The 18,114-nt window shown below is 65.2% G+C and carries 17 protein-coding genes; 6 read left to right on the top strand and 11 right to left on the bottom strand.

What is annotated here, in order from left to right; genetic code table 11:
- The first annotated feature begins 370 nt into the window (after nt 1–370).
- Both hisD and ASE22_RS13255 read left to right on the top strand, forming a co-directional pair.
- Entirely contained in the window at nt 371–1,696 is a 1,326-nt protein-coding gene (gene hisD, locus ASE22_RS13260) for a histidinol dehydrogenase (RefSeq protein ID WP_056360062.1), read from the top strand.
- Between the two features lies 1 nt (nt 1,697).
- On the top strand, nt 1,698–2,462 hold the full coding sequence (locus ASE22_RS13255; protein ID WP_056360059.1) for an SDR family NAD(P)-dependent oxidoreductase: 765 nt from the start codon (nt 1,698–1,700) through the stop codon (nt 2,460–2,462).
- Between the two features lie 64 nt (nt 2,463–2,526).
- On the opposite strand, the gene pobA is transcribed toward ASE22_RS13255, so the two are convergent.
- Genes pobA through ASE22_RS13220 form a run of 7 tightly spaced genes read right to left on the bottom strand, consistent with a single transcriptional unit; the run spans nt 2,527 to nt 9,065 of the window.
- Nucleotides 2,527–3,699, bottom strand: a complete 1,173-nt coding sequence (gene pobA / locus ASE22_RS13250; RefSeq protein WP_056360057.1) for a 4-hydroxybenzoate 3-monooxygenase — start codon at nt 3,697–3,699, stop codon at nt 2,527–2,529.
- Nucleotides 3,696–4,637 carry a Gfo/Idh/MocA family oxidoreductase gene (locus ASE22_RS13245; protein WP_056360056.1) on the bottom strand — a complete coding sequence of 314 codons (942 nt, stop codon included), beginning with the start codon at nt 4,635–4,637 and terminating at the stop codon, nt 3,696–3,698. The genes pobA and ASE22_RS13245 overlap by 4 nt, the downstream gene beginning before the upstream one ends.
- Before the next feature lie 36 nt (nt 4,638–4,673).
- On the bottom strand, nt 4,674–5,513 hold the full coding sequence (locus ASE22_RS13240) for a class III extradiol dioxygenase subunit beta (protein ID WP_056360052.1): 840 nt from the start codon (nt 5,511–5,513) through the stop codon (nt 4,674–4,676).
- The gene (gene ligA / locus ASE22_RS13235; protein WP_056360048.1) at nt 5,513–5,923 is read right to left on the bottom strand and encodes a protocatechuate 4,5-dioxygenase subunit alpha; all 411 of its coding nucleotides are present in this window, start codon (nt 5,921–5,923) and stop codon (nt 5,513–5,515) included. Before ligA ends, ASE22_RS13240 begins: the two co-directional genes overlap by 1 nt.
- Nucleotides 5,920–6,945, bottom strand: a complete 1,026-nt coding sequence (locus ASE22_RS13230; RefSeq protein ID WP_056360044.1) for an amidohydrolase family protein — start codon at nt 6,943–6,945, stop codon at nt 5,920–5,922. Before ASE22_RS13230 ends, ligA begins: the two co-directional genes overlap by 4 nt.
- A complete protein-coding gene (locus ASE22_RS13225; protein ID WP_056360042.1) occupies nt 6,942–7,805 on the bottom strand; it encodes an NAD(P)-dependent oxidoreductase in 864 nt (287 codons plus the stop codon). Before ASE22_RS13225 ends, ASE22_RS13230 begins: the two co-directional genes overlap by 4 nt.
- Nucleotides 7,806–7,859: 54 nt before the next feature.
- The gene (locus ASE22_RS13220) at nt 7,860–9,065 is read right to left on the bottom strand and encodes a LysR family transcriptional regulator (RefSeq protein ID WP_056360040.1); all 1,206 of its coding nucleotides are present in this window, start codon (nt 9,063–9,065) and stop codon (nt 7,860–7,862) included.
- A gap of 92 nt (nt 9,066–9,157) precedes the next feature.
- Here ASE22_RS13220 and ASE22_RS13215 point away from each other — a divergent pair, with 92 nt between their 5' ends.
- The 4 genes from ASE22_RS13215 to ASE22_RS13200 all read left to right on the top strand — a co-directional run bounded on the left by ASE22_RS13215 (nt 9,158) and on the right by ASE22_RS13200 (nt 14,384).
- Complete coding sequence (locus ASE22_RS13215) at nt 9,158–9,829, top strand: 4-carboxy-4-hydroxy-2-oxoadipate aldolase/oxaloacetate decarboxylase (protein WP_056360037.1); 672 nt, start codon at nt 9,158–9,160, stop codon at nt 9,827–9,829.
- Entirely contained in the window at nt 9,822–10,880 is a 1,059-nt protein-coding gene (locus tag ASE22_RS13210; protein ID WP_056360034.1) for a 4-oxalomesaconate tautomerase, read from the top strand. Before ASE22_RS13215 ends, ASE22_RS13210 begins: the two co-directional genes overlap by 8 nt.
- Nucleotides 10,877–11,767 carry an amidohydrolase family protein gene (locus ASE22_RS13205; protein WP_056360032.1) on the top strand — a complete coding sequence of 297 codons (891 nt, stop codon included), beginning with the start codon at nt 10,877–10,879 and terminating at the stop codon, nt 11,765–11,767. The genes ASE22_RS13210 and ASE22_RS13205 overlap by 4 nt, the downstream gene beginning before the upstream one ends.
- Before the next feature lie 418 nt (nt 11,768–12,185).
- Nucleotides 12,186–14,384 (top strand): TonB-dependent receptor, encoded by a 2,199-nt coding sequence (locus tag ASE22_RS13200; RefSeq protein ID WP_056360029.1) that lies wholly within the window; start codon nt 12,186–12,188, stop codon nt 14,382–14,384.
- A 184-nt stretch (nt 14,385–14,568) separates the two neighbouring features.
- Here ASE22_RS13200 and ASE22_RS13195 read toward each other — a convergent pair whose 3' ends face one another.
- From ASE22_RS13195 to ASE22_RS13180, 4 genes are read right to left on the bottom strand one after another with little or no spacing between them, the layout of a single operon-like run.
- Complete coding sequence (locus ASE22_RS13195; RefSeq protein ID WP_056360026.1) at nt 14,569–15,003, bottom strand: acyl-CoA thioesterase; 435 nt, start codon at nt 15,001–15,003, stop codon at nt 14,569–14,571.
- Nucleotides 15,000–15,779, bottom strand: coding sequence for a prephenate dehydrogenase/arogenate dehydrogenase family protein (locus ASE22_RS13190; protein ID WP_056601492.1), 780 nt, complete (start codon nt 15,777–15,779; stop codon nt 15,000–15,002). Before ASE22_RS13190 ends, ASE22_RS13195 begins: the two co-directional genes overlap by 4 nt.
- On the bottom strand, nt 15,772–17,148 hold the full coding sequence (locus ASE22_RS13185) for an amino acid permease (protein ID WP_200933168.1): 1,377 nt from the start codon (nt 17,146–17,148) through the stop codon (nt 15,772–15,774). The genes ASE22_RS13190 and ASE22_RS13185 overlap by 8 nt, the downstream gene beginning before the upstream one ends.
- Nucleotides 17,149–17,189: 41 nt before the next feature.
- Nucleotides 17,190–18,083, bottom strand: a complete 894-nt coding sequence (locus ASE22_RS13180) for a 3-keto-5-aminohexanoate cleavage protein (RefSeq protein ID WP_056360021.1) — start codon at nt 18,081–18,083, stop codon at nt 17,190–17,192.
- Between the last annotated feature and the right edge of the window lie 31 nt (nt 18,084–18,114).

Genomic DNA, 18,114 nt, shown 5'->3' with positions numbered 1-18,114 from the left:
TATCCTATGAAATCGCTCAAAGCGCGGGTCTGCACAAACTTGGCAGGTATGAGGATGAGGCGCTTACGTGTGGTCAGAGCAGCGCTGGCGATCAGATTGCCTAATCAAAGCGCTACAAGCTCTCGTCTCCACCTGGACGCGCGCGAACCCGCCATAGGATAAAACCTATGGTGATCATAATTTTAATCCGCCTAGTCGAGATGCAGCACCGTCCGTACGCTTTCCTCACAACTTGGGAAATGCCCGGACGCAGCGCTGCCTGTCTCGATGATAGCGGGAAGCGCCGTCCGACGGTCGATGGTGTGCAGCAACGGCCTCTCAGAACAAACGAAGAGAGCCGTCGGCTTCACGCGCAAAGGAGGACGACAGGGTGCGATATTTGAAGCGCGGCGCGACAGCCGCAGCGAAGGCAGAGACCAGCCGCCAGGTGCGCGATACGGTAGAGGGCATCCTCGCCGATATCGAGACGCGCGGCGACGCAGCGGTGCGCGAGCTTTCGATCAGGTTCGATAAGTGGGATCGTGACAGCTATCGCCTGACCGATGCCGAGATCCAGGCATGCATCGACACGCTGACGCCGCAAGACGTCAAGGATATCGAGTTCGCGCAGACCCAGGTCCGCAACTTCGCCCGGATCCAACGCGACAGTATGAAGGATGTGGAGGTCGAGACGCTGCCGGGCGTAGTGCTCGGCCACAAGAACCTGCCGCTCAATGCAGCTGGCTGCTATGTGCCCGGCGGCAAATATCCGCTGCTCGCCTCGGCACATATGTCGGTGATCACCGCCAAGGTGGCGGGCGTGCCGCGCGTCGTGACCTGCGCGCCGCCGTTCGGTGGCAAGCCGGCTCCGGCGATCGTCGCGGCGCAGGCGATGGCCGGCGCCGACGAGATCTATTGTCTCGGCGGAATCCAGGCTGTCGCGGCGATGGGGCTGGGTACCCAGTCGATCGCCGCCGTCGACATATTGGTCGGCCCGGGCAACGCATTCGTCGCCGAAGCCAAGCGCCAGTTGTTCGGCCGGGTCGGCATCGATCTTTTCGCTGGGCCGACCGAGACGCTCATCATCGCAGATGAGATCGGCTGCGATGGCGAACTGGCCGCGACCGACCTGCTCGGCCAAGCCGAGCATGGCCCCGACAGCCCGGCGGTGCTGCTCACCACCTCCGAGAAGCTCGCGCGCGAGACGATCGCCGAGATCGAGCGGCTGCTCCAGATCCTGCCGACCGCCGACATCGCCCGCAAGGCGTGGGACACGTTCGGCGAGGTGATCGTAGCCGAAGATGAAGCCGAGATGGTCCGCATCGCCGACGAGATCGCCTCCGAGCATGTCCAGGTGATGACGGCCGATCCCGATTATTTCCTGAACAACATGACCAACTATGGCGCGCTGTTTCTCGGTGCGCGGACCAACGTGTCGTTCGGCGACAAGGTAATCGGTACAAATCACACGCTGCCGACCAAGAAGGCCGCGCGCTACACAGGCGGACTGTGGGTAGGCAAGTTTCTCAAGACCTGCACCTATCAACGCGTGCTGACCGACGAGGCATCGGCAATGATCGGTGAATATTGCTCGCGTCTCTGCGCGCTCGAGGGCTTTGCAGGCCATGGCGAACAGGCCAATATCCGCGTGCGCCGCTATGGCCACCGCGATGTGCCCTACGCAGGCCGGGCCGAGGCCCGCGTAGCGGCCGAGTAACATGGACCTCCCAAGAACACCGAGCTTCCGTCTCGACGGTCGCCGTGCGTTGGTGACGGGTGCCGGGCGTGGTATCGGGCTCGCGCTCGCCGCAGCTTTGGCGGACGCCGGCGCCGCGGTGACCCTCGCGGCGCGGACGGCGGCGGAGATCGAAGCCGGCGCAGCCGCCATCCGCGACGCCGGCGGGCGCGCCGAAGCCGCGATCCTCGACGTTTCCGATCTGGCAGCGGTGGAGGATTTCTTCGCCGGCCGGCCCGGCTTCCATGTGCTGGTCAACAATGCCGGCACCAATCGACCGAAGCCGATGTGGGAAGTTACTCCGGCTGACTATGATGCGGTGATGGACCTCAACGTGAAGTCCGCATTCTTCGTGGCGCAAGCCTGCGTCAAGCGGATGATCGCCGACGACATCCGGGGCAGCCTGATCCACATCGGCAGCCAAATGGGGCATGTCGGCGGACCCGACCGCTCGCTATATTGTGCATCGAAATGGGCGATCGAGGGCATGAACAAGAGCTTTGCACTTGACCTCGCCGGCCGTGGTATTCGCTCCAATACGATCGCGCCGACCTTCATCGAAACGCCGATGACCAAGCCCTTCTTCGCCGACGAGAAGTTCAAGGCGAACGTGCTTGTCAAGATCAAGCTCGGGCGGATTGGCACAGTCGAGGATCTGATGGGGGCGGCGCTATTCCTCGCCACTGACGCCAGCGCGCTCGTCACGGGCACCAGCGTCATAATCGACGGTGGCTGGACCGCTGATTGAGGGAGTATATCGAGATGACCGGCGCCAACTCGCCTCAGGCCAGCAGCGCGTCGAGAGCGTGACCTTACAGCGGTAATCCGACGTAATTCTCCGCGATCGCCTTTTGCATCGCTTGCGAACCAGCGACATAATCGAGTTCGGCAGTCTGCATGCGGTGTTCGAAGGCCCCTTCGCCCGGAAAGCGGTGCATCAGCTTGGTGAGATACCAGCTGAACCGCTCGGCCTTCCAGATGCGGGCGAGCGCGCGCGCCTCGTACAGCGTCAGAAGCCTGTCATCGGCAGAGCGGTAATGCGCTATCAGCGCATCGGCGAGATAGGCGACGTCCGAGGCGGCGAGATTGAGCCCCTTCGCGCCCGTTGGAGGCACGATGTGCGCCGCGTCCCCCGCCAGGAACAGGCGGCCGTGGCGCATGGTCTCGAACACGTAGGAGCGTAGCGGCGCGATCGACATCTCGAGCGCCGGGCCGCGTGCCACGCCATGCTGCGAGATCGGATCGAAGCGCCGGGCGAGTTCGTCCCACAACCTGTCCTCGGGCCAGTCCTCGACCTTCTCGGTGAGTGACACCTGGATATAATAGCGGCTCCGCGTCGCCGATCGCATCGAGGCCAGCGCGAAGCCGCACGGGTCGTTCGAATAGATCAGCTCGGGATGGCAAGGCGGTACGTCGGCGAGAATGCCGAGCCAGCCGAACGGATATTCCCGTTCATATTCACGGGCATGGCCTGCGGCGACGATGACCTTGCGCGACGGACCGTGGAAGCCATCACAACCCGCAATGAAATCAGCCTCGATGTCGAGGGATTCGCCATCGATCTCGCAGCTCACCGCGGGGCGGTCGCCGTCGACGCCATGCAATGCGACGTCCTTGGCTTCGAACAGGATCTTAAGACCTCGTTCCGGCGCGGCGGCGATCAGGTCGCGGGTCAGTTCGGTCTGGCCGTAGACCATGACGTGCCGTCCGGTCAGCGCCTTGATGTCGATACGGATCAGCCGCTCGCCGTCGGCGAGGTTGAAGCCATCCTCGATCAGCCCCTCGGCGTCCATCCGCGCGCTGATGCCGAGCCGGTGCATCAGGTCGGTCGTCACCGTTTCCAGCACCCCGGCACGGATGCGGCTTTCGACGTGCGCGCGGCCCTGCCGCTCGACGATCACGCAGTCGATCCCGGCCGCGCGCAGCAGGTGGCCGAGCAGCAGGCCCGATGGGCCGCTGCCGACGATCGCGACCTGCGTCTTCATGCCCCGAGCTGCTGCTCGAGCATATGAAGAACGCGATAGCAGGGCAGCACCTGCTGGACCGAACTGTTGGGTTCGCGGCCCTCGCGGATCGCGCCGATGAACTCGCGGTCCTGCAGCTCGATCCCGTTGTTCGAAACCGTCACGCCGCTCAGGTCGACGGGCTCTTCCCGGCCGGTGACCAGATCGTCATAGCGCGCGATCCATGTGCCGTTATCGCAGATGTAGCGGAAGAAGGTGCCGAGCGGCCCGTCATTGTTGAAGCTGAGCGACAGCGTGCAGATCGCGCCGCTTTCGCTCCGGAGCTGGATCGACATGTCGAGCGCGATGCCGAGCTCGGGATGGATCGGCCCCTGGATCGCATTGGCCTGGACGATCGGTCCCGCCTGATAAGCAAAGAGATCGACCGTGTGCGCGGCGTGATGCCACAGCAGATGATCGGTCCAGCTGCGCGCCTCGCCCTTGGCGTTGATGTTCTTGCGGCGGAAGAAATAGGTCTGCACGTCCATCTGCTGCACCGCGAGATCGCCGCGCCGGATCCTGTCGTGGAGATATTGGTGGGATGGATTGAACCGGCGCGTGTGGCCGACCATGCATGTGAGGCCGGTCTGCGAGCTCTTGGCGAGGACCGCTTCGCTGTCGGCCCAGCTGTCGGCCAGCGGGATTTCGACCTGCACATGCTTGCCCGCGTCCATGCACTGGATCGCCTGCGCCGCGTGCATCTGCGTCGGGGTGCATAGGATCACGGCATCGACACCCGGCTGCTCCAGCGCTTCGGCCAGATCGGTGCAGGCGTGGGCGATGCCATATCGGGCGGCGACCGCCCGGGTCTGATCGAGCCGCCGGCCGACCAGCGACACGACCTCGACGCCGTCGATAGCCTTCAGGCCGTCGAGGTGCTTTTCGCCAAAGGCGCCGGCGCCGGCGAGGGCGATCTTCATGATAATCTCCTGATGGGGATGAACGGGATCACTGGTTCAGGCCGGTTCGAGCACGATATGGCCCACCGCGGTGTTGCTCGCGGGGACATGATAATGGCGGTGGAGGCATCGGGTCCGGCGGCCCAGCGCGCCGCGCATGACCAGCCACATGACCATCTCGATGCCTTCGGAACCGGTCTCGCGCAGATATTCGATATGCGGGATGTGGCGAGGCGCGTCGTCGTCGCCGACGAGCGCGTCGAGGAAGCGATTGTCCCATTCGCGGTTGATCAGGCCCGCGCGCGGGCCCTGAAGCTGGTGGCTCATGCCGCCGGTGCCCCAGATCTGGACGTCCAGATCCTCTGGAAAGCTCTCGACCGCGCGCGCGACCGCTTCGCCCAGCGCCCAGCAGCGGTTGCCGGAGGGGGGCGGATAGGTGACGACGTTGACCGCGATCGGAATCACCCGGCAGGGCCATGCGGCGGGTTTGCCGAACATCATCGACAATGGAACAGTGAGCCCGTGATCGACGTCCATCTCGTTTATGATGGTCAGATCGAATTCGTCGAGGATACAGCTCTGCGCGATATGCCAGGCGAGATCGGGATGCCCCTTCACCACCGGCACCGGACGCGGCCCCCAGCCTTCGTCGGCCGGCTGGAACTCCTCCGCGCAGCCGATCGCGAAGGTCGGGATGATCCGCATATCGAAGGCGCTGGCATGGTCGTTATAGACGAGGATCACGACATCGGGGCGCTGCTCGGCTTCCCATGCCTTCGTCCAGTCATATCCCGCGAAGGCTGGTGCCCAGTAAGCTTCGGCGGTCTTGCCGAGATCGGATGCGACGCCGAGCGCCGGGATATGGCTGGAGCCGACGCCTGCGGTGATTCGGGCCATCAGTTTCCATCCCTGATCGAGCGCCGGCCCTCGGGCGAACGGCCCCCGGCGATCATCATCGCCGAATATTCTTCCAGGCTCATGCCGCTCATCGTGCTGACCGCCTGGAGGAAGCTCTGGCCGTCGGTCGAGAAGATCTTCGCCATGAAGTAGATGTTGCCGCCGAGATCGAGCAGGCGGTTATAGTCGCGCGCGAGCACCGCCGCCTTTTGCTCGGCGCTGAGCGGCCATGCGTCGAGATAGGCGCCTTCGTCGGCCTTCCACCGTTCGCGGTTCTCCGCCTTCATCAGGCTCATCGCGAACTGGTTGAGATGATAGCCCTGCCGTGCCCGCCGCGCGGTGAACACGCGGGTACCGGGTATGTCGTCGAACGCGGCCAGGTAGGCGTGGATGTCGCGGGGGGCGCTCACAGCCCTCGCGCCCTCAGCTGCGCATCGAGCCGCGGGAAGACGCGCCGGGCATTGCCTTCGAAGATCGCGTGGCGCTCGGCCTCGCCGATATCGAGCGCATCGACATAGCGCTTCGTATCGTCGAAATAATGGCCGGTGGTCGGATCGATCCCGCGCACCGCGCCGACCATTTCCGACCCGAACAATATATTCTTGCTGTCGACCACATCGGCGAGCAGGTCGACGCCCGGCTGGTGATAGACGCAGGTGTCGAAAAAGATGTTATTCATCAGATGCGTGTCGAGGCCGGGCTTCTTCAGCATATCGGCGAGCCCACGATAGCGGCCCCAATGATAGGGCACTGCGCCGCCGCCATGCGGGATGATGAAGCGCAGGGTCGGAAAGTCCGCGAACAGATCCCCTTCGAGCAGCTGCATGAACGCGATGGTGTCCGCCGCGATATAATAGCCGCCGGTGGCGTGCATCGCGGGATTGCAGCTGCCCGACACATGGATCATCGCCGGGACATCGAGTTCGACCATCTTCTCGTAGAAGGGGTACCAGTAGCGGTCGGTGAGCGGCGGATGCTGGAAATGGCCGCCGCCGGGATCGGGATTGAGGTTGCACCCGATGAAACCGAGCCCGGTCACGCAACGTTCGAGCTCCTCGATCGACGCGCCCATGCCGGCCTTGGGGCTTTGCGGCAACATGCAGACGCCGGCGAAGCTTTCGGGGAACAGCGCCACCACCCGCGCGATGAGATCGTTGCAGCGACCGGCCCATTCGCTGGCGACGCCCTCGTCGCCGACATGCGGCGCCATCGCAGATGCGCGCGGGCTGAAGATGGTGAGGTCGGCGCCACGTTCCCTGATCAGCCGCAGCTGATTGGCCTCGATCGTCTCGCGAATCTCGTCGTCGCCGATGGCGGGATAGGGCGGCGCGAGCTCGCCGGCCTCGAAGGCGGCCTTCTGCGCTTCGCGCCAGTCATCGTGCGCCTTGGGCAAGACCGTATAATGGCCGTGGCAATCGATGATCATCGTCATGCCGCGAGCCCCTTGCCGTTGCGGAGGAGCCCCAGTTTGCCGTCGAGCCCTTCAGGCGGGCGGACGACGCCAAGCGATCCGATCGCGCGCTGGCGTTCGGCGGTCGCGCGGCTCATCGCCGCCCCGGTGCCGAGCGCTTCGATCGTCCTGACCACCTCCTCCATCTCGGCGGCCCGGCGCCGTCCGTGGACCAGCATCCGATCGAGATTATAATCGGCCCGCGCTTCCCAGCCCGCTTCGGGGGCGCCGACGTCCAGCGAAGCGAGGACATCCGCCGTCACGCCGGCCGCATCGGCGGCGATCAGGCACTCGGCGGTGAGCGCCTCGATCCCCTTGACCATCACCGAGCGGATCATCTTGATCGCCGACGCCGCGCCGGTGTCGCCGCCGACGATGCGAACATTGACGAACCCCATGGCCCGCAAGGCGTCGGCGCCCGCCCGCGCATATTTCCCGGCAACCAGCAACGGCGTGCCCAGCCTCCGGGGATGGACGGGCGCCATCACCGCGACATCGACATGACGACCGCCCGCCGCCTCGATCGCATCGGCCGCCTGACGCTTGGTATCGGGGGCGACGCTGTTCATGTCGAACCAGATTGCGCCGGGCTTCAGCAACGGCGCAGCGGTCCGCGCGGCGGCCAGCGACTGGTCGGCGGTCACGAGCGAGAGCACCGCATCGACGCCTGCCAGCGCCTCGGTCGCGTCGGCGCAGCCGACGACCCTGCAGGCTACATAATCGGCCCGCTTGGCGTCACGCATCGCGCCGTCGTCGGTGCTGCGGTCATAGGCGCGTGCGCCGGGGCGGGCGAACGCCATGCCCGCCTCGCCGAACCCGATATGTGCAATGCTGCCATCCATGCGCCGCTGCTAGAGCGGGTGCGGACAGGGCGGCCAATCCAATTGCTTGGGCTGCTATCGGTTTTCCTGAAGTCTTGTGTCGCGGACTGCATCGCGAATGTGCCGCATGAGTTCGCGCTGAATCCAGGTCGGGCGCCAGCCGCCGCGGGTCGTGAGGCCGATGGTGCGCACCGCCCCCGGGAGCGGCTTGCCGATCTGCACGAGCATGCCGCTTGCAACCTCCAGCGCGACCTGATCCGGGGACAGCAACGTGAGCAGGTCACTTTGCGCGAGCATGCCCCGGATCACCATCACCGAACCGCATTCGACCGGCACGGCCGGCAGGGGGCCATCGGCGAACATCGCTTCCCAATGCCTGCGCAGCGGCGTGCCGGCGGGGCCGACGATCCATGGTTGGCCACATAATGTCGCAATGTCGATCGGGCCTTCCAGGATCGGATGTCCCGGCCGTCCGAAAATGGCAAGCTGATCGGTAAATAGCGGCTCCTGGACAAGCCCGGCGGGGGGCTCATCGCGTAGCGCACCGATGGTCAGATCGATGATCCCGTCGGCAAGCGGCTCGATCAGTTCGCGCCACGATCCTTCGACGACATCGATCACGGCATGGGGCATGGCGCGCAGCAGTTCGGCGAGCGCACGAGGCAGGACCAGCGCCCGGCTGAGCGGCATCGCGCCGATCGCGACACGGCCCCCTTCATGATCCTCACCCCGAACCTCGATGATGCCCGCCGCGATCTCCTGCTGCGCCAACCGCGCGCCGCGCGCCAAGGCGCGCCCGGCTGCGGTCAGCATCACGCCACGCCCCCGCCGCTCGGCCAGCGGGACGGCGCATATCTGCTCCAGGTCGCGCACCGCGCGGTGGATCGCCGGCTGGGACAACCGGCTTGCCTGCGCCGCGCCCATGAAGCTCTGGGCCGCGGCGAAATGAAGGAAGGCGTCGAGCTGGCTTGCGGTCATCAACTGTTCGGGCCGGACGAAGCTGCGGCTGGTGCGCCCGAACCGGCGGGTACCGGCCGCGAGATAATCGAAGGCGCGCGCGACGCGGTCGGCGAGCAGCAAGCCCGCCGCGGTTGGCGAGACGCCGTCCGAATGACGTTCGAACAGCGGCACCCCGATCTGGCGCTCGAGCTTGCCGAGCCCCTGGGTCAGCGCGGGTTGCGATAGTCCGGCTGCCTCGGCGCCGCGACTGAGGCTGCCCTGCGCGATCACCGCCGATAGTGCGCGCAGGTGGCGCAGGTTGAGATCGAACGGACTCGTCATGCACTATCTATAGCAAAAACTTATCGATGCTCGGCAATATGGATTGGCGTTGCGCAACATCAGGGGGAACGAGGCAGCAAAGGAGATATGAGATGAGCATCGTGGTCCGCGACGTCGCGCGCGCCGAGGCAGGGGTCGTCGAGGGACTGGCCACTGCCGGAGTGGCGACGGTTCATGAGGCGCAAGGGCGCACCGGGCTGCTCGCCGCATATATGCGGCCAATCTACCCAGGCGCGCGGATCGCGGGGTCCGCAGTGACGATTTCGGCCCCGCCCGGCGACAACTGGATGCTCCACGTCGCGATCGAACATCTTCGCCCGGGCGACATCCTGGTGCTCGCGCCGTCCAGCCCGTGCGTCGACGGCTATTTCGGCGACCTGCTGGCGACGTCGGCGATGGCGCGCGGCTGTCGCGGCCTGGTGATCGACGCGGGCGTGCGCGACATTCGCGACCTGACCGCGATGGGGTTCCCGGTCTGGTCGAAGGCGGTGTTCGCGCAAGGAACGGTCAAGGCGACGCTGGGATCGGTCAACGTGCCGGTCGTCTGCGCCGGCGCCGCGATCGAGCCGGGCGACGTCATCGTCGCGGATGATGACGGCGCGTGCGTCGTCAAGCGCGCCGATGCCGCGGCCGTGCTCGTCAAGGCGCGGGCACGCGAGGCGGCTGAGGAACTGAAGCGGAAGCGGCTCGCGGCGGGCGAACTCGGCCTCGATATCTACGACATGCGCGGCAAGCTGGAGGCTATGGGTCTGCGCTATGTCTGACCATGCCGCACGCTGCATGTGGATGCGTGGCGGCACCTCCAAGGGCGCTTTCTTCCTGGCGGAGGATCTGCCGGCGGATATTGCCGCGCGCGATGCCTTCCTGCTGCGGATCATGGGCTCGCCCGATTCGCGGCAGATCGACGGCATGGGCGGGGGCGATCCGCTCACCTCCAAGGTCGCGGTGATCAGCACATCGGCGCGGCCGGGCGTCGATGTCGACTATCTGTTCCTGCAGGTGTTCGTCGATCAGCCGATCGTCACTGACGGCCAGAATTGCGGCAACATGCTCGCCGCCGTCGGCCCGTTCGCAATCGAGCGCGGGCTGGTCACGGCCTGCGACGGCGAAACGCGCGTCGCTGTCTTCATGGAAAATACCGGCCAGGTGGCGGTCGCGGCGGTGCTGACGCCGGACGGCCGGGTGAGCTACGCCGGCGATGCGGCGATCAGCGGGGTGCCCGGCACCGCCGCGCCGATTCCGCTCGCTTTCCGAGACACGGCCGGATCGAGTTGCGGCGCGCTGCTTCCCACCGGCAGGGGCGTCGACGAGATCGAGGGGGTGCGCTGCACGCTGATCGACAATGGCATGCCCTGCGTCGTGCTGCTCGCCGCCGACGTCGGCGTCACCGGCTATGAGGATCGCGACGCGCTCGACGCCGACGCGGCGATGAAGGCGCGGGTGGAGGCAATCCGCCTCATCGCCGGCCCGATGATGAACCTCGGTGACGTGGCGGAAAAGTCGGTGCCGAAGATGATGCTCGTCGCAGCGCCTCGCGCGGGCGGCGCGATCGCGGTCCGCTCGCTGATCCCGCACCGTGTCCATGCCTCGATCGGCGTCCTGGGCGCGGTGAGCGTCGCAACGGCCTGCCTGATCGACGGTTCGCCGGCTGCGGCGGTCGCCGCTATATCGTCCGGCGCGACCAGGACGCTGGGCGTCGAGCATCCGACCGGCGTCACCGAATGCGTCGTCAGCGTCGACGGCGAGGGACAGCCGATCGAAGCCGGCATGCTGCGCACCGCGCGCAAGCTGATGGATGGGGTGGTTTTCGCATGAGTACCGACAGGCAGGGGCGCATCCGCAGCTGGACCCTCGATCCTTCGCGGCCGCGCTACAGACCGCCCGCCGGAGCGGTCGATGCGCATTGCCATGTCTTCGGTCCCGCTGCCCGATTTCCCTTCAGTCCGAAAGCGAAATACCATCCGGAGGACGCCGGGCCGGAAATGCTGTTCGCGCTGCGGGACCGGCTGGGCTTCAGCCGGAACGTCATCGTCCAGGCGAGCTGTCATGGCACCGACAACGCGGCGACGCTGGATGCCATCGCGAAGTCGGGCGGTCTGGCGCGCGGGGTTGCGGTGGTCGATCCCGGCATTGGCGACGAGGAACTCGACGGGCTGCACGCGGGCGGCATCCGGGGGATACGTTTCAACTTCCTCAAGCGGCTCGTCGACGACGCGCCGAAGGACCGCTTCCTCGACGTCGCCCGCCGGATCGCGCGGCTGGGCTGGCATGTCGTCGTCTATTTCGAGGCCGACATATTGGCGGAACTGCGCCCCTTCCTCGAAGCCCTGCCGGTTCCGGTGGTCATCGATCATATGGGCCGTCCCGATGTCACGCAGGGGCCTGATGGTGCCGACATGCGCGCGCTGCGCGCGCTGCTCGACAGTCGTCAGGATATCTGGGTGAAGACAAGCTGTCCCGATCGGTTGTCGCCGCACGGAGAACCCTATGACGACTTCGTGGCTGCGGTCCGCCCGCTCGTCGAAGCCTATTCCGATCGGGTACTGTGGGGGACCGACTGGCCGCACCCCACTATGGAGCATCGCATTCCCGACGATGGCAGGCTGGTCGATGTCATTCCACGCATCGCGGTGAACGGGGCGCTGCAGCGCAAGCTGCTGATCGACAATCCGATGCGGCTATACTGGCCGGGCCTGATCTAGGCCCCAGGCAAAATCGGGAATGCCCAGACACAACGCCGAATCTCCCGATATTATGCTGTAGATCGTACAATGATCGCAGGTCGAATCACGGCTATCCGAAGGCGGTCCATGTGCCTATGGCGCCGTTAAACAGCGTTATCTTGGTATATTATACGGGTTCCGCGCCGGAATTTCTGGCGCCGAATACGCTCCATAAGATTATTGTATGTCGTACAAGGAAATGATAGTGCTTCGAACAGTGGGCGCGTCCAGGGAGGACCACGTCACACTGCTCATCAAGAGGGAGGCACGCATGGCATCGGCCAGGATTGCGAAACTTATCACCACATCTGCTGCAGCGCTGGTCGCTGCATCGATCAGCGGCCACGCCGTTGCCCAGGGAACTCCTGAAGATGGGGTTTCGACCAATGAAATCGTCGTGACCGCCCAGCGCCGCGAAGAGACGCTGAGCAAGGTGCCCCTCAGCATTGTCGCCTTCTCGCAGGAGCAACTCGACGCGCAGAGCGTCCGCAGCATCGAGGACGTCGTGCGACTGGCGCCCGGCTTGCGCATCACGCCGTCGAACGGCCAGAATGGCGGTCGCCGATCGAACATCTCGATCCGCGGCATCGCGTCGAGCGTTGGATCGCCCACCACCGGCGTCTATCTGAACGAAACGCCGATCCAGGTGCGCCCGACCGGCAACGTCGCCTCGAACTTCTATCCCTATATCTTCGATCTAGAGCGCGTCGAAGTCCTGCGCGGACCGCAGGGCACGCTGTTTGGCGCGGGCGCCGAGGGTGGCGCGGTACGCTTCATCACGCGCAAGCCGAGCCTGACCAAGTCCGACATCTATGGCCGTGCGGATGTGGCGATGACCGAGAGCGGTGATCCGAGCTACGAGGCCGGTGTCGCGATCGGCGGCCCGCTGGTCGACGACGTGCTGGGCTTCCGTGTCAGCGGTTCCTATCGCAATGCCGGCGGCTGGGTCGACCGGGTCAATCCGACCACGCTTCAATCCGTCGACAAGAACACCAACAATGACGAAAATTACACGCTGCGCGGTGCGCTGAAGTGGCAGGTCACGCCCGATCTGACGATCGAGCCGTCGCTCTTCTACCAGCATCAGTCGTCCGACGACCGCGACCTTTATTTCGTCAACCTGTCGAATCCGGACAAGGGCGTGTTCCGCAGCGGCAAGAATCTCGCGCAGCCCTATAAGGACCGGTTCCTGCTACCCGCGCTCGATATCACCTTCGATGCGGGCGGCGTGTCGCTCGTCTCGAGCACCTCCTATATCGACCGCAAGACCAAGCAGGGTGGCGACTTCTCCAACATCGAGTCGGCGCTATTCTTCGGCACGTCGATCCCGCCCTATACGCCGTTCAACAACAAGGCGGAGTATGTCGACAAGCAGAAGGCCTGGACCCAGGAATTCCGGATCGAATCCAACAATCCGGATTCGCCGCTGAAATGGACGGTCGGCGCCTTCTACAGCAAGAACGACCAGGATTCGTTCCAGGGCAACACCGCGCCTACGCTCGACGCCGCCTTCCAGCAGATCCTGGGCATCACCGCCGAGGATTTCTTCGGCGTGCCGCTGTTCCGGGGTGTCTACACCTTCTTCTCGAACCGCTCGAGTTCGGATGAACAGAAGGCATTGTTCGCTCAGGCCGACTACAAGATCGTCGACGGTCTGACGCTGACCTTGGGCGCGCGCCAGGCAAGGACGAAGTTCAAGTTCCTACGGGCCGGCCAGGGCCCGGCGGCCGGTGGAAACCCGCCTCCGGTCGGCGGCAAGCAGAGCGAATCACCCTTCACCTACAAGGCCGGTCTGTCGTGGCAGGTAGATGACAGCAACCTGCTCTACAGTTCGATCTCCAAGGGCTACCGGGTGGGCGGCGCGAACCCGCCTTCCTCGGCCTTCTGCAACGCCGCATTGGCCCAGCTTGGGATCACCGACGCCCCAGGCGCCTATGACTCGGATTCGACCACGTCATATGAGGTCGGCTCCAAGAACAAGACGCTGGGAGGCGCGCTGCAGGTCGCGGCGAGCGGCTTCTACATCAAGTGGAAGGACATCCAGCAGAGCGTTCCGCTGCAGGGTTGCGGCTCCGAGTTCATCACGAATTTCGGCGACGCCACCGCCAAGGGTTTCGACCTGGAGCTGACTGCGCGGCCCAGCTCGTCGCTCACCCTGGGTGCCTCGATCGGCTATACCGATGCAACGCTCGACAAGACGCTGCGCGGTACCGGAACGGTCATCCTCGGCCTCAAGGGCGATCCGGTGACCAGCGGCGCCAAATGGACCGCGGCGCTGTCGAGCAATTATGCGTTCGAAGTTGCCGGACGCAAGGCGTTCTTCCGGACCGACTATCAATATCAGGGCAAGGGTCAGCTGCGCAGCCCGACGGTGTTCGGCATCGACGCTCAGGCGCTGGAATCGGAACCGATCCACGCGCTGGCGTTCCGAGCGGGGGTCGACCTGGGCAGCGTCACGGTCTCGGCCTATGTCAACAATGCGCTCGACCAGGCGCCGCGCCTGTCGCGGGTACGCGACCTTCCAACGACGACGCTGTTCTACGAAACGTCGGTTCGTCCGAGGACCTTCGGTCTGACCCTCACATACCAGCAGTAGCCGGCGGCGCGCAGGCGCCACCGACAGGACTCCACTCCTCTCCGGCGTAGCCCAGGCTACGCCGGAGTTTCTTTGTCCGGATGATGAGGGAGGGGCGCACCATGAGGCACCACCCGACGACTCTCAGGGCTCTCACGTGCGTCGGCGATGTAATGTGGGGGCTCTCCGCCTGGCGGCGGCGGCCTCAGGCGGGATCGGCGGCAACCATGATATCGCGCACCTCGTCGGGGACCGCGATGCCCCGCAGGCGGCCCTCGCCGTCGATCGCCCCCCATACCCGCTTTTCGAAGCCCTCGACCGACAGGCCCGAACCATTGTGCAGCCGGTGACTGACGTCGAAGCTGCTGCGCCCCCACCGCGTGATCCGGCTTGTCACGAACAGATCGTCGCCGAACCGGTTGGGGGAAAGGAAGTTGGCGCGTGTGTCGATCATCGGATAGCCGAGGATCCCGAAACGCGCGAACGCGGTCGAAGGCGGGAAGCCAGCCGCCGTGAACAGCGCGTCGGTCGCCCTGTTGAAGATGCGGAAATAATTCGGATAGAAGACGATTCCCGCCGGGTCGCAGTCGCCCCATTCGATGCGAAGATCGATCCGGTTCTCGAATATCTGTCCAGTCATTCCTGTTCGGCCTTCTGTCTGAGCGGGATGATGTCGAACCCGTTCACCAGATCCCGCAGCTTCGTGAACTGGCCGACGAACTCGTCATAGACTGCAGCGGAATAGGGGTTCTCGGCCATGATCGCCTCGAACAGCGCGTCGCTGTCCTGACCGACCAAGCCGACCATCGACAGCATATGGTCATAGGTTCGCGTGGTGAGCGGCGTCGTGGGCAGGCGCATCTGCCCGACTACCCGTGCCAGCATGTGCGTCAGTCCCTGGACATAGGCCATGTCGCGGTCATGACGCTCGGCTGTCGTGACGATCACGTCGAGATGGAGCGCCTTTTCGAGGAAGGCGGCGACCCGGCGCCATTGCCGGCCCCTGACAGGCACCAGCGCGATGCCGCTGCCGGCCAGCCCGCGCAGGGCGCTTTGCGGACCGAACAGCGGATGGGTGCCCAATATCTCGCAATGGGAGGGGAGGAGGCGCGCCATCGCCGCCAGCGGCTTGCGCTTGACCGAGCAGACGTCGACGACGAGCGCCGATGCGCGGAGGTGCGGGGCGATCGCGCGCAACACCTCTTCGATCGCCTGCACGGGGACCGCCAGGACCACGATGTCGGCCGCCGCTGCCGAGGCGCAGTCCATCGCCATCGGATAATCGATTTCGCGCAGCGTCGAGCGGTCCGCATCATAGCAGGTCACATCGACATGCGGCGCGATGCTGCGCAGCACCAGCTGTCCGAAACTGCCGCAGCCGATGACGCTGACCTTCGTCACGCGCGCCTCAGCCATGCGCCGCCGCCCCTGCCCTTCGCCGCAGCAGCAGCGCGACGGCGGCAAGCGCCCCATACCAGCCGGCGGCGATGACGGTGACGATCAGGTTGGCCGCATCGGACGCCATCAGCAGAGCGGTCAGCAGAATCGCGGCCAGGGCTATCCCGTTGGAGACCGGGAAGAACGGCATCGGGAAGGGCGAGCGAGCATCCGCCGACCGGCCGCGTCGCATCCGGTAATGCGCGATCAGGATGACGGTCCACACGCCGAGGAGGAGATAGGCGGTAGCCGCCATCAATATTCCGAAGGCGCGATCGGGCACGAGCCAGTTCAGGAGTACGGCGAGCAACAGGCACAGCGCCGAGGCGGTGATCGCCCGCCCGGGCAGCCCGCGTGCATTTATCACGCCGAGCATGGCCGGGGCTTCGCCCCGATTGGCGATGCCGGCAAGCATGCGCCCGGTGGCGAACAGCCCGGTATTGCACGAGGAAAGGACTGCGGTCAGCACGACGAAGTTGACGATCGAAGCGGCGGCGCCGATTCCGGCCTGACTGAACACCGACACGAACGGGCTTTGTGCGCCGCTATAGCTGGTCCAGGGCGCGATGCTCATCGCGACGAACATCGTACCGATGTAGAAGATCAGGATGCGCAGCACCACGCCGTTGATCGCGCGCGGGATGGAACGCACCGGATCGCGCGCCTCGCGTGCGGTGAGCGCGATCACCTCGACTCCGCCAAAGGCGAACAGCGCGATCGGCAGGATGGAGATCATCCCCGCGACGCCCTTCGGAAAGAAGCCGCCATGATCGAACAGATTGCCGACCGACGCCCCCGCCAGCTTCGGAAAGCCGGGCAGGAACAGGAGAGCCAGCCCAAGGCCGATCAGCGCCACTATCGTCACGATCTTGATCAGCGACAGCCAGAACTCGATCTCGCCGAACAGCCGCACCGCGCGCATGTTCGCCGCATAGATGGCGAGCAGCGCCAGCAGGCTGGGCATCCATTGCGGCAGATCAGGGAACCAGAAGCGCATCAGCACACCGCATGCGGTGATCTCCGCCGCGCCGACCAATATCCAGTTCGCCCAGTAGCTCCAGCCGGTGACGAACCCGGCAACGGGCCCGATATGGCGTTCGGCGTAGCTCGCGAAAGCGTCCTGCGCCGGTTCGATCAATGTCAGCTCGCCGAGCGCACGTGCCATGAAGAAGATGAAGACGCCGCACAGCGCATAGGTGAGCAGGACAGCGGGCCCCGCACCCTCGATGCTGCTGCCCGAGCCGATGAACAGGCCGGCACCGATCGCACCGCCGATCGCGATGAACTGGATGTGACGATTGCTCAGCGCGTGCTGGGGCGCCGCCCGGTCGATCGGCGAAGGCGTCAACGGCGTTCCTCTCTTCATCCCTGTAGCTAGCCCGATATGTCCTAACGCTGGGCGAGGCCAAGGATATCGCGAGCCTCGGGCGCGCTGGCATGTTCGAGGCCGAGCTCGTGGATGATCCGGACGGTGCGGGCTACGAGCTGCTCGTTGGTCGCGAGCACGCCGCGCGCATAGTAGTTATTGTCTTCCAGGCCGACCCGGACATGCCCGCCCAGCAGGATGGCCTGTGTTGTCGCCGGAAGCTGCGCCGGCCCGATCGCCGAGACGCAGAAAATCGACTGCGGTGGCAGCGCGGCGATCATCGCCGCCAATATGTCATGGCTATAGGGCATCGCGCCCTGGAAGCCCTTGTCGGCGCCCAGCACCATGTTGATGTAATAGGGCGGCTTGTCATAGCCTTTCTGGATCAGCCGGGTGACATCCTGCAGGATGTGGGTCGGACTGAACACCTCCCATTCGGGCTTGATGCCGCGATCGATCATCCGCTTGACCAGCGTCTCGCAGCGCGATGGCGTCGTCGCCACGATGATCTCGCGGCCGCCATGGACGTCGACGAAGGTCATGCCGTCGAACGTGGCCATCTCCGCGCCAGCCTCGCAGCCCTTCAGCCGCTCGGTGAAATTGGATTCGAACAGGCCATCGTCGCGCGACACGAGCATGTCGCCGTTCGATCCGCCGCCGGTCGAGTTGTTGATGACGATATCGCATCTCGCACGGATGCCGTCGTTGATCGCGCGGTAGATGTCGGGATTGCAGGTGGCCTCGTCATCGGGCCGGCGCGCGTGCAGGGCGGCGATCGCGGCACCTTCTTTGTAGGACTTGAACACCGACTCGGCGATCTCTTCGGGTTGCGTCGGCAGATTCGGGTTCTGCGCCTTCGACGCCATACCGCCCGTCGGCGCTACCGTTACGATGACCTTGTCCGTGCCTGTCGCCATTGCAAACATCCTTTGAACTGCGCGCGGGTTT

The sequence above is a fragment of the Sphingomonas sp. Root720 genome (assembly GCF_001428605.1).
Lineage (GTDB): Bacteria > Pseudomonadota > Alphaproteobacteria > Sphingomonadales > Sphingomonadaceae > Rhizorhabdus.
The sequence above is the reverse complement of the archived record's forward strand: the minus strand, read 5'-3'. Positions and strand labels throughout refer to the sequence as shown.

Bases quoted from the DNA above. Each gene is read 5' to 3' on its own strand.
- ASE22_RS13255 (WP_056360059.1), top strand. From the start codon at position 1,698: ATGGACCTCCCAAGAACACCGAGCTTCCGTCTCGACGGTCGCCGTGCG.
- pobA (WP_056360057.1), bottom strand. From the start codon at position 3,699: ATGAAGACGCAGGTCGCGATCGTCGGCAGCGGCCCATCGGGCCTGCTG.
- ASE22_RS13245 (WP_056360056.1), bottom strand. From the start codon at position 4,637: ATGAAGATCGCCCTCGCCGGCGCCGGCGCCTTTGGCGAAAAGCACCTC.
- ASE22_RS13240 (WP_056360052.1), bottom strand. From the start codon at position 5,513: ATGGCCCGAATCACCGCAGGCGTCGGCTCCAGCCATATCCCGGCGCTC.
- ASE22_RS13230 (WP_056360044.1), bottom strand. From the start codon at position 6,945: ATGACGATGATCATCGATTGCCACGGCCATTATACGGTCTTGCCCAAG.
- ASE22_RS13225 (WP_056360042.1), bottom strand. From the start codon at position 7,805: ATGGATGGCAGCATTGCACATATCGGGTTCGGCGAGGCGGGCATGGCG.
- ASE22_RS13220 (WP_056360040.1), bottom strand. From the start codon at position 9,065: ATGACGAGTCCGTTCGATCTCAACCTGCGCCACCTGCGCGCACTATCG.
- ASE22_RS13215 (WP_056360037.1), top strand. From the start codon at position 9,158: ATGAGCATCGTGGTCCGCGACGTCGCGCGCGCCGAGGCAGGGGTCGTC.
- ASE22_RS13210 (WP_056360034.1), top strand. From the start codon at position 9,822: ATGTCTGACCATGCCGCACGCTGCATGTGGATGCGTGGCGGCACCTCC.
- ASE22_RS13205 (WP_056360032.1), top strand. From the start codon at position 10,877: ATGAGTACCGACAGGCAGGGGCGCATCCGCAGCTGGACCCTCGATCCT.
- ASE22_RS13195 (WP_056360026.1), bottom strand. From the start codon at position 15,003: ATGACTGGACAGATATTCGAGAACCGGATCGATCTTCGCATCGAATGG.
- ASE22_RS13190 (WP_056601492.1), bottom strand. From the start codon at position 15,779: ATGGCTGAGGCGCGCGTGACGAAGGTCAGCGTCATCGGCTGCGGCAGT.
- ASE22_RS13180 (WP_056360021.1), bottom strand. From the start codon at position 18,083: ATGGCGACAGGCACGGACAAGGTCATCGTAACGGTAGCGCCGACGGGC.